Here is a 10,269-nt window from a genome sequence, read left to right as displayed (position 1 = left end):
CCACCCACCCAGCCACCCCGGGTCACCATCCCGCAACGGCCCTTAGCGTCAAAGCCGTGACCAACTGATGATCGGGGGCCAGGTGTTCACCGTTCGCGACATGACGGCGCTGGGCGCCGGCCGCAAGCGACTGGAGTTCGCCTCCGGGGAGATGTTCACGATGAACCGCTTCACCGTGCTGTGGGGGGCCCGTCGCATCGGCCCCCGCCCGCGCGGGTGGGCGTCACGATGACCGCCCGCGACGCGGCCGTAGCCGTGATCGGACGTCGCCGTCTCTTGTCGGGAGGTGCCAAAGCCTGCCGACGTCCCGCCCCGCTTACTTGTCGGTAACAACGTCTAGCCGGACCTCGGCGCCGCCTCTACGGTCGTCGCATGCCGAACCTGCCTGATGTCGCCCTGTGGTCCATACCCGCGTTCGTGCTGCTCACCGTCGTGGAGATGGTCAGCTACCGGATCCACCCGGACGAGGACAAGGCCGGGTACGAGGCCAAGGACGCCGCCACCAGTCTCAGCATGGGCATGGGCAGTCTCGTCTTCGACTTCCTGTGGAAAATCCTGGTCGTCGCGATATACACCGCGATCTATGAGCTCACCCCGCTCCGGGTCCCCGTCCAGTGGTGGACGATCCCGTTGATGCTGCTGGCGCAGGACTTCTTCTACTACTGGCAGCACCGTGGTCACCACGTCATCCGCATCCTGTGGGCCTGCCACGTGGTCCACCACAGCAGCCGCAAGTTCAATCTCACCACCGCGCTGCGCCAGCCCTGGACCAGCCTGACGTCCTGGCCGTTCTACCTGCCCATGATCGTGCTCGGGGTGCACCCGGCCGCCGTCGCCTTCTGCTACTCGGCCAACCTCGTGTACCAGTTCTGGATCCACACCGAGCGCATCGACAAGCTGCCCCGCCCTGTCGAGTACCTCCTCAACACGCCCTCGCACCACCGCGTGCACCACGCTTCCCAAGGCGGCTACCTGGACCGGAACTTCGGCGGCATCCTGATCATCTGGGACCGGGCGTTCGGCTCCTGGGCCGGTGAGACCGAGAAGCCCGTCTACGGCCTCACCAAGAACATCACCACCTACAACCCGCTGCGTGTCGCCACGCACGAGTACGCCGCCATCGCCCGCGATGTCCGCGCCGCGACCAGTTGGCGCGAGCGCGCCGGGCGGGTGTTCCGTGGTCCCGGCTGGCAGCCCGGCTCCAGCACCGGCCCCGCGGCCCCGGAGCCCGCCGCGTGAAGGCCCCCGCCTGCTCGACTCCGCGAAAGGTCCCTCAGGCCAGCGCCTCGAAGTACCCCTTCTGGGCCGGGTAGTAGGCGTCGAAGGCCGGCGGGGGCGTGCTCTCCCGGGACGCGGTGAGCATGTCCAGGTAGTACTCCCAGCCCGGGCCGATGGAGCCGAGTCCCTCGGCGTCGGGGCGGTGGTGGACGAGCCGCAGTTCGACCGTGCCGTCCCCGTTCTCCGTGAGCAGCAGCTCCATGGGCCACGCTCCGGAGGGATCGTCCATCGAGACGGCCAGGCGGCGGGGCGGCTCACACGCGTCGACCGTCACCTCCATCCGGGGCGCGCCCTCCTCGAACGCCATCCGCACCTCGATCGCCTTTCCGGGACCCGCGTCGCCGCGCCACGCGCCGAACCAGCGGGCGGTGCGCTCGGGTTCCGTCACGCTGGCCCAGACGTCGTCGATCGCGGCGCGGTAGGTGCGGGTGAGGATCAGGTCGTAGCCCCGGTCGGTGGGGACGAGACGGCCGGTGGGCTGCGGGGAGTCGGTCATGCGCTGTCCCTCTCGTGGTCTTCCGCGCGCTCCGCCGGAAGCCGCTTCCGGTCCCTGCGGGTGCGGTGGATCTCGGTCTCCAGGGCGTCGAGCCGCTGGGCCCAGCCGGTCGAACGGTCGAACTGGGCGAGCCAGGCCGTGAGATGGCTGATCCCGGACGGGTCGAGGGCGTAGAGCCGCTGCCGTCCGACGGCCTCGTCGCGGACGAGGCCGCACTCGCGCAGCACCCGCAGATGGCGGCTGACCGCCGGCCTGCTGATGCTGAACCGGCCCGCGATCTCGCCCGCCGTGAGCCGGGCGTGGCGCAGCATGACCAGGATCTCCCGCCGCACGGGGTCGGCTATGGCACCGGCCACCAGGCTCAGTTCGTCGTTGGGGTTACGCATTCAGCTCGTGGCGTCCAGGTCCCGGGCGTACATCTCGATGGCCTCGCGGTAGGAACGGATCTCCGGGTCCGTGCTGGTGTCGGCGAGGAGGGTGAGCAGGAGCCGCATCGCCTCGTGGTGCTCGCCGGTGTTGTACAGGGCCATCGCGAGGAACGTCCGCAGCGCGCCGTCCCCGGGGAACTCGGCCGCGCCGGAGCGCAGGGTCGCCACCGCTTCGGCGTGGCGCCCCAGCGTGCGGTAGGTGCTGCCGAGGCCGAGCAGGGCGCCGAGCCGGTCCTCGTCCGAGAGGCCGGGGGCCGCGAGGGCGCGTTCGTAGAAGGGGACGGCCTCGGCCTCCAGGCCCAGCCGGTCGTGCACCCAGGCCGTCTGGTAGGCCACCTCCGGGTCCTGCGGTACCTCGGCGGCCAGGGCGAGCAGGTGCGCGCGGGCCTCCTCGTTCGCGCCGCGCTCCCGCAACCGGACGGCTCGCGCCAGCCGTTCGTCCCTGCCGTTCTCCCTGTTCATGGGGCCGACCCTAACGGTGCGGCTGTGGGTGGCTGGGGTGGGGCGGCTTCCACGCCTGGCGTGGAAGCCGCAACCCCAGCCACCCACACGCCCCGGCCGGTGAGGGCCGGGGCGAGGTGGGGCGAGGCCGGGGCGCGGCAGGGCCGGTGGGTCAGGCCAGACTGGCGATGGCCTCGTTGAACGTGGCCGAGGGACGCATCACGGCCGTCGTCCTGGCGGGATCGGGCCGGTAGTAGCCGCCGATGTCCGCCGGGGAGCCCTGGACCGCGATCAGCTCGTCGACGATCGTCCGCTCCTGCTCGCCCAGCGTCCTGGCCAGTGCCTCGAACGCCTCGGCCAGCTCCGGGTCCTCCTTCTGCCCGGCCAGCTCCCGCGCCCAGTAGAGGGCGAGGTAGAAGTGGCTGCCACGGTTGTCCAGGCCGCCCAGGCGGCGGCTGGGGGACTTGTCCTCGTTGAGGAACGCGGCGGTCGCCCGGTCGAGGGTGTCGGCGAGGATCTGGGCGCGGGCGTTGTCCGTGGTCTGCGCCAGGTGCTCGAAACTGACCGCCAGTGCCAGGAACTCACCGAGGCTGTCCCAGCGCAGGTAGTTCTCCTTGACGAGCTGCTGCACGTGCTTGGGCGCGGAGCCGCCCGCGCCGGTCTCGAACAGCCCGCCGCCGTTGATCAGCGGCACGACCGACAGCATCTTGGCGCTGGTGCCCAGCTCCAGGATGGGGAAGAGGTCGGTCAGGTAGTCGCGCAGCACGTTGCCGGTCACGGAGATCGTGTTCTCCCCGCGGCGGATGCGCTCCAGGGAGAACGCGATCGCGTCGACCGGCGCCATGATCTCGATCGTCAGGCCCTCGGTGTCGTGCTCGGGCAGGCAGGCCCTGACCTTCTCGATGAGGCGGGCGTCGTGCGCGCGGGTCTCGTCCAGCCAGAACACGGCCGGGTCGCCGGTCGCGCGGGCGCGGTTGACGGCGAGCTTGACCCAGTCGCGGACCGGGATGTCCTTGGTCTGGCACATGCGCCACACGTCGCCGGCGCTGACCGCGTGCTCCAGCACCACGGTGCCCTCGGTGTCCACGACGCGAACGGTGCCGGTCGCGGGGATCTCGAAGGTCTTGTCGTGGCTGCCGTACTCCTCCGCCTTCTGCGCCATCAGGCCGACGTTGGGCACCGAGCCCATCGTCGCCGGGTCGAACGCGCCGTTCGCACGGCAGTCGTCGAGCACGACCTGGTAGATCCCGGCATAGCTGCTGTCGGGAATGACCGCGAGGGTGTCGGCTTCCTGACCGTTCGTGTCCCACATGTGACCGGAGGTGCGGATCATGGCGGGCATCGAGGCGTCCACGATGACGTCGGACGGCACGTGGAGGTTGGTGATGCCGCGGTCGGAGTCGACCATCGCCAGGTCGGGGCCCGCGGCGAGCTCGGCCTCGAAGGACGCCGCGATCTCGGCGCCCTCGGGCAGCGACTCCAGGCCCTTGAGGATGCCGCCGAGCCCGTCGTTCGGGCTGAGTCCCGCGGCGGCGAGCGTGGCGCCGTGCTCGGCGAACGTCCTCGGGAAGAACGCGCGCACCGCGTGACCGAAGATGATCGGGTCGGACACCTTCATCATGGTGGCCTTGAGGTGCACGGAGAACAGCACGCCCTCGCTCTTGGCCCGCGCGACCTGCGCCGCCAGGAACTCGCGCAGCGCGGCGACCCGCATGACGGAGCCGTCCACGACCTCGCCCGCCAGCACCGGCACGGACTCGCGCAGCACGGTGGTGGAGCCGTCGTCCCCGGCCAGCTCGATGCGGAGCGAGCCCGCCTCGGCGATGACCGCGGACTTCTCCGTGGAGCGGAAGTCGTCGCCCTCCATGTGCGCCACGTTGGTCTTCGAATCGGCGCTCCAGGCGCCCATCCGGTGCGGGTGGGCCTTGGCGTAGTTCTTCACCGAGGCGGGTGCGCGGCGGTCGGAGTTGCCCTCGCGCAGCACCGGGTTGACCGCGCTGCCCTTGACCCGGTCGTAACGGGCGCGGATGTCGCGGTCCTCGTCGGTCTTCGGGTCGTCCGGGTACTCGGGGAGGGCGTACCCCTGCTCCCTCAGCTCGGCGATCGCGGCCTTGAGCTGCGGGGTCGAGGCGGAGATGTTCGGCAGCTTGATGATGTTGGCCCCGGGGGTCTGGGCCAGCCGGCCCAGCTCCGCGAGCGCGTCGGGGACGCGCTGCTCCTCCGTGAGGTGCTCGGGGAAGCCGGCGATGATCCGCCCGGACAAGGAGATGTCACGGCTCTCCACCCGGACCCCGGCCGTCGATGCGTACGCCTGGATCACAGGCAGGAACGAATAGGTCGCCAGGGCCGGGGCCTCGTCGGTATGGGTGTAGATGATGGTCGAATCAGTCACCGCGTGCTCCGCTCCACGTCTCTCCACGTCTGCAACATTGCTCGACATCAAGATATCTCGTGACCGGGGCGCGTTCGACACCGCTCCTCCCCGTGGCGCCGCCGGGGGCGGACCGGGGTGCGACCCGCGGGCCGGGTGGCCCGCAGGTCGCCGTCCGGCGGGACCGGCCGGGCCCGCTGCCGCGGACCCGCCGGCACCCCGGGTGCTCCCCGCCGGGCGGGACCGCGGGGGCGTGGGGAAGGACGCCGCGGCCCCGATGGGGTCCTGGTGAGGGTCGTGACCGTGCGCGGCGGGGTCAGCCGCCGCCGGGCCACTGGGGATCGGGCCACAGGCCGGTGCAGGCGGGCTGGTCGGTGTACCAGCCGGAGTTGCCCGTGCCCTGGGTGATCCGGAAGCCGTCGCCGACGCAGTTGTGGATCGGGTTGTCCTGCGCGATGCCACTGGCGACGACGTTCTCGAACGAGGCGGTGCCCGGTGCCTGGATCTGGAGGGCGTAGGTGCCGGCGCCCTCGATGCGGATGTCCTCGAACCGCAGGCCGTTGACGGCGCCCTCGATCACATGGATGGCGGCGTAGGAGCTGTCCAGCACCTCGCTGTCGGTGACCTGGACGGTGGCGCCGTCGATCGGCTCGTTGAGGCCGCTGAACCAGATGGCCCCGACGCCGAACTGCCAGTTGAAGTCGTTGTTCCCCGCCCGGATCAGGGTGTTGCGGGTCACGTCGATGGTGCCGGAGACGGCGGTGCCCTGGCCGGAGTCGACACCGGGGTAACGGTTGGCCACGTGCAGGCCGCCGCCGTTGGTCACCGTGTCGGAGACGACGTTGTCCGCGATGGTGATGTCCCGGCCGCCGTAGGTCACGATGTTGTTGGCCAGGATCGGCAGCACCACGGTGTTGAACGTGAACGAGTTGCCGACGTTGGGCACCCGCTCCGCCCACATGGCCAGCGCGTCGTCCCCGGTGTTGCGGACGAAGGTGTTGGTGACGGTCGAGTCGGTGACCCCGATGTGGAAGTTCACGCCGTCGGCCGTCTGGTCGAGGATCCGGCTGTCGCGGATGGTCAGGTTGTCCATGGGGCCGTCCATCCAGGCGCCGCACTTGGTGTGCTGCATCCAGATGTTGTCGATCACGGAGTCCGACATGGCGCCGCCGATGGCGTTGACCTGGTGTTCGTCCACCCGCTCGCGGATGTCCCCGATGATCGCGAAGTCGCGCAGGGTCACATTCCTGCTGCCGCCGTCCGCGGCCCACTTGCCGTAGACGCCGACGGCCTTGGCGCGGTCCACCGGGTCGCGGCCGGTCAGCACGCTGTACCAGGGGCCGGCGCCGCGCAGCGTCACCTGGTCCACGACGATGTGCTCCGTGACATTGAACGTGCCCTCGGGGAGGTACACCTCCCTGCCCTGGGCCCGGCCCGCGTCCACCGCGGCCTGGATGGCGGCGGTGGAGTTCCCGGCGCCGGTGGGGTCGGCGCCGAAGTCGGCCACCACGTCGATGGCGCCCTCCGGCCTGGCGACCGGCGCCGCCACCAGCTCGAAGTCCGCGAGATCGATCGTGAACGTGGGGGAGTCCGCCGTCGAGGACACCCGGAGCCCGACCGTGGTCCCGGCCGCCAGCGTCTCACCGAACAGGGTGCGGGTCTCGTCGTAGAAGTGGTGGGGATTGGTGTCGCCCGGGTTGTTGTTGAACGGGTAACCCCCGTAGTACCAGCCGTACTTCGAGGTCACCTCCACGCTCTGGTGGACCGAGCCGTCGACCAGCAGGTCCATCGAGGCGTCGCGCCCGGTGCCCGCGGCGCTGTCCGGGATCGAGTAGCGGAACGTCATGGCGTTGGCGGGCTCGGTGAGCGTGAACTCCACGTACTCGCCGACGGCGTCGAGGGTCACGGCCCTGCGGCCCGACGCCTCGGACGGCAGCGTGCCGTAGACGCGGTCGGGGCCGATGGGCGAGCCGTTGGTGGCGGCGTCCTCCGCCTCGTGCTCGACGAAGGGCACGTCGGCGCCGCGTCCTTCGACGTCGAACGGGGAGACGTCGAACGGGGAGACGGCGGACGGGGAGACGGCGGACGGGGAGACGGCGGACGGGGAGACGGCGGACGCCGCCCGTTCCTGGGCGGGGGCGGCCCCGCCGGGCTCCAGCGCCGCGGCTGTCCCGGCCGCGGTGAGCAGCAGGGAGAGGGCAGCGGATGTGCCGCGTGCGAGCAGGCGGCGTCCGGGCGGTTCTTCCACAGACGTTCGTCCTTGCCTTGTGGGGGTGGGCGAGGTGCGGTGCTCCGAGGCTAGGGGGCGGATGCGCAGGAAGTCCATGAGCGTGCGCAAGATTCTTGCTGGATAACGCAAAAAGCTGATTACTGCGAGGGCTGGGCGCGGCCTTCGCCGTCCCGTGCGCCACCTCCGGGGCTCAACGGGGGCGTGTGGGGGCGTGTTGACGGGCGCGGAAGGCAGATGACATCGTTCCCATCTGGGATCGATCCCACAGTGGTGACCGATCCCGGAGTGCCAAGGGAGGGCCTTCCGTGCGCGTCGCCCCCGACGTCTTCCTGTTCCGCGACACCTGCAACGTCTATGTACTGGTGAGCGGACGGCAGGCCATCCTGGTCGACTTCGGCGACGGCGCCGTGCTCGACCGGCTCGCCGACTACGGCGTGGACGAGGTCACCGACGTCCTCGTCACCCACCACCACCGCGACCAGGTCCAGGGCCTCGCCCGCGCCCGCGCCGCCGGGATCCGCGTCTGGGTCCCGCCCGTCGAGCGCGACCTGATAGCCGGGGTGGACGAGCACTGGCGGACCCGCTCCCTGGACAACGACTACGACGTCCGCCAGGACCGCTTCTCCCTGCTCCGGCAGGTGCCCGTCACCGGCACCGCCGCCGAGTACCGCACCGCGACCTACGGGCACGCCGAGGTGTACACCCTCCCCCTGCCCGGCCACACCCCCGGATCCGTCGGCTACCTGGTGGAGGTCGGCGGCCGTCGCCTGGCGTTCGTCGGCGACCTGATCCACGGCGAGGGCCGCGTCTGGTCGCTCGCCGCCACCCAGTGGGCCTACACCGGCTTCCACGAGAACCAGGGCAAGGAGGGGGTGGCCGCGACCGTCCTGTCCTGCATGCAACTGCTCGACCACCGCCCCGACCTGCTGCTCCCCTCCCACGGCGAGCCCGTCACCGACCCGCCCGCCGCCGTGGCCCGGCTCCGCTCCCGCCTCCAGGAGCTGCTGGACATGAACCGCCGCACCCCCTGGGACCCCGAGCGCATGCTCACCCACCCCTGGGCCGAGGTCACCCCGCACCTCCTGCGCAACACCACCAGCATGGCCAACTCCTACGCGCTGCTCTCCGACCACGGCACCGCGCTGCTCCTCGACTTCGGGTACGACCTGACCACCGGGCTGCCGGGCGGCCAGGACCGCGCCTCCCGCCGCCCGCTGCTGGCCTCGATCGCGGCGCTGCGCCGCGACCACGGCATCGACCGCGTCGAGGTCGCCCTGCCCACGCACTACCACGACGACCATGTCGCCGGGTTCAACCTGCTGCGCGAGGTGCACTCCACCGAGGTCTGGGCGCCCGCCCACATCACGCCCGTCCTCACCCTGCCCGAGCGCTGGGACCTGCCGTGCCTCTGGTACGACCCGATACCCGTCGACCGCGCACTGCCCCTCGACGCGCCGGTGCGGTGGCGCGAGTACGAGATCGGCGTGCACGACCTGCCGGGCCACACCCTCTACGCCGCCGCCTACTCCTTCACCGCCGATGGCCGCCGCGTCATCGCCACCGGCGATCAGCAGACCACCGAGTGGGAGGAGGGACTCGCCCCCGAGGTGCTCAACTACCAGTACCGCAACCGCTTCCGGGTCGACGACTTCACCCGCAGCGCCGAGCTCTACCGCCGCCTGCGGCCGGAGTTGATGATCAGCGGCCACTGGGCGCCGCTGGCCGTCACCGACGCCTACCTCGACATGCTGCTGGCCAAGGGCGAACAGCTGGCCCGCCTCCACCGCGAACTCCTGCCCGCCGACGTCGACTTCGGTGCCGAGGGCTTCGGAGCACGCATCGCCCCGTACCGCTCGGCGGTGGCGCCCGGCGGCAAGGCACGGTTCGAGGTCGAGGTGCGCAACCCGTTCGCCCGCCGGGAGCGCGCCGAGGTCCGCATGGCCCTGCCCGAGGGCTGGCACGCCGACCCGCCCCTCGCCCGCGTGGACCTCGCCCCGCACGGCGAGGCGGTCGTGGAATTCGTCCTGCGCGTCCCCGCCGGAACGCCGCCCGCCGAGCGCCTGCGCGTGGCCGCCGACCTGACCGTGGGGCGGCTGCGCTTCGGCCAGCAGGCGGAGGCCCTGGTGAACGTGCGATGAGCGGCGAACGTGCGAGGAGCGGTGAACGCGCCACGAGCGGCCGGCGCGCGGTGAGCGAGGCGACGCGCGCCGCCGATGGCGGTGTCCGTGTCGCCGCCCCCGGCTACCGGCTCACCGTCGCCGCCGACGGCCTCACCGCCGCCCTGGAGGCCGACGGCCACACCCTGGAACTGCACCTGGCCGGCGCGCTCGACCGGGTCGGCGCCCGGGACGAGACGCTGTCCGCCGCGCCGCCCGCACTCGACACCGGTGGGCCGCACCCCGTGGTCACCGTCACCCGCCGCAGCACCGCGTGGGAGGCCGGCGCCACCCGCGTCGTCTGCACCCCCGAAGGGCCCGAGTTCACCTGGGAGGTCAGGGGAGAAGGACGGCTCGACGAGGCCGCGCTGCTCGCCACCCGCGCCGCGCTCGGCGGGCGCGGCGGCGGCCTGAGGCCCAGCGGCCACGCCTGGTCCACCCTGTTCACCCCCAACCCCGGCCCCCCGCGCCGCCTGTTGCGCGGCGCCGGGGAGAGCGCCACCATCGGCGCCTGCGGGGACGCGCGGCCGGGGCGCGGGCACTGGTTCTTCACCCCGGCGCCGCTCTGCCTCGCCCTCACCGCCACGCCGCTGTCCGAGGACGCCCCGCCCGACACCCCCGGCACGCTGCCCTGGCTGACCGCGGGCCTCGGCGCCCCCGTCCGCGAACTGACCTTCACCGCCTGCGAGTACGTGCCCTCCGACCAGGGCTGGCACCTGCGGCTCGCCTACGAGGGCCACACCCGGGTCTCCGGCACCTTCCGCACCCCGACGCTGCTGCTCTCGCCGGGCCACCGCGACCCGTACGCCGGGCTGCGCGCCCACCGGGCCTGGCTCGCCGACCACTCCTGGGCCCCCGCCGCGCCCGAC

9 protein-coding genes are annotated in these 10,269 nt (G+C 72.0%); 4 read left to right on the top strand and 5 right to left on the bottom strand.

All coding sequences use genetic code 11. The features are described from left to right. Positions 1-100 precede the first annotated feature (100 nt). A complete protein-coding gene (locus ADY01_RS41380) occupies positions 101-232 on the top strand; it encodes a hypothetical protein (protein ID WP_267888482.1) in 132 nt (43 codons plus the stop codon). A 140-nt stretch (positions 233-372) separates the two neighbouring features. Continuing rightward, complete coding sequence (locus ADY01_RS27050; RefSeq protein WP_049578749.1) at positions 373-1,239, top strand: sterol desaturase family protein; 867 nt, start codon at positions 373-375, stop codon at positions 1,237-1,239. 34 nt (positions 1,240-1,273) lie between these two features. On the opposite strand, the gene ADY01_RS27045 is transcribed toward ADY01_RS27050, so the two are convergent. The 5 genes from ADY01_RS27045 to ADY01_RS27025 form a co-directional block, all read right to left on the bottom strand. Further along, the gene (locus ADY01_RS27045) at positions 1,274-1,774 is read right to left on the bottom strand and encodes an SRPBCC family protein (protein WP_049578747.1); all 501 of its coding nucleotides are present in this window, start codon (positions 1,772-1,774) and stop codon (positions 1,274-1,276) included. Beyond that, positions 1,771-2,160 (bottom strand): metalloregulator ArsR/SmtB family transcription factor, encoded by a 390-nt coding sequence (locus tag ADY01_RS27040; protein WP_049578745.1) that lies wholly within the window; start codon positions 2,158-2,160, stop codon positions 1,771-1,773. Before ADY01_RS27040 ends, ADY01_RS27045 begins: the two co-directional genes overlap by 4 nt. Next, positions 2,161-2,664 (bottom strand): tetratricopeptide repeat protein, encoded by a 504-nt coding sequence (locus ADY01_RS27035; protein WP_049578744.1) that lies wholly within the window; start codon positions 2,662-2,664, stop codon positions 2,161-2,163. A gap of 151 nt (positions 2,665-2,815) precedes the next feature. Continuing rightward, on the bottom strand, positions 2,816-5,035 hold the full coding sequence (locus ADY01_RS27030; RefSeq protein WP_049578742.1) for an NADP-dependent isocitrate dehydrogenase: 2,220 nt from the start codon (positions 5,033-5,035) through the stop codon (positions 2,816-2,818). A 295-nt stretch (positions 5,036-5,330) separates the two neighbouring features. Next, positions 5,331-7,262 (bottom strand): glycosyl hydrolase family 28-related protein, encoded by a 1,932-nt coding sequence (locus ADY01_RS27025; RefSeq protein WP_049578751.1) that lies wholly within the window; start codon positions 7,260-7,262, stop codon positions 5,331-5,333. 287 nt (positions 7,263-7,549) lie between these two features. Between ADY01_RS27025 and ADY01_RS27020 the strand changes: the two genes are divergently transcribed. Continuing rightward, a complete protein-coding gene (locus ADY01_RS27020) occupies positions 7,550-9,382 on the top strand; it encodes an MBL fold metallo-hydrolase (RefSeq protein WP_049578741.1) in 1,833 nt (610 codons plus the stop codon). Continuing rightward, positions 9,379-10,269, top strand: an 891-nt coding sequence (locus tag ADY01_RS27015) for a hypothetical protein (RefSeq protein ID WP_199826317.1), incomplete at its 3' end; no start/stop codon positions are given. The genes ADY01_RS27020 and ADY01_RS27015, both read left to right, overlap by 4 nt.

It is taken from the genome of Streptomyces sp. SBT349, assembly GCF_001083795.1.
Lineage (GTDB): Bacteria > Actinomycetota > Actinomycetes > Streptomycetales > Streptomycetaceae > Streptomyces.
Note: the sequence above shows the minus strand (reverse complement) of the source record. Positions and strands in the feature narration are given on the sequence as shown.

What these genes read in the sequence shown, in the direction of transcription:
- ADY01_RS27045 (WP_049578747.1), bottom strand. Translation starts at nt 1,774, where the DNA reads ATGACCGACTCCCCGCAGCCCACCGGCCGTCTCGTCCCCACCGACCGG.
- ADY01_RS41380 (WP_267888482.1), top strand. Translation starts at nt 101, where the DNA reads ATGACGGCGCTGGGCGCCGGCCGCAAGCGACTGGAGTTCGCCTCCGGG.
- ADY01_RS27050 (WP_049578749.1), top strand. Translation starts at nt 373, where the DNA reads ATGCCGAACCTGCCTGATGTCGCCCTGTGGTCCATACCCGCGTTCGTG.
- ADY01_RS27040 (WP_049578745.1), bottom strand. Translation starts at nt 2,160, where the DNA reads ATGCGTAACCCCAACGACGAACTGAGCCTGGTGGCCGGTGCCATAGCC.
- ADY01_RS27035 (WP_049578744.1), bottom strand. Translation starts at nt 2,664, where the DNA reads ATGAACAGGGAGAACGGCAGGGACGAACGGCTGGCGCGAGCCGTCCGG.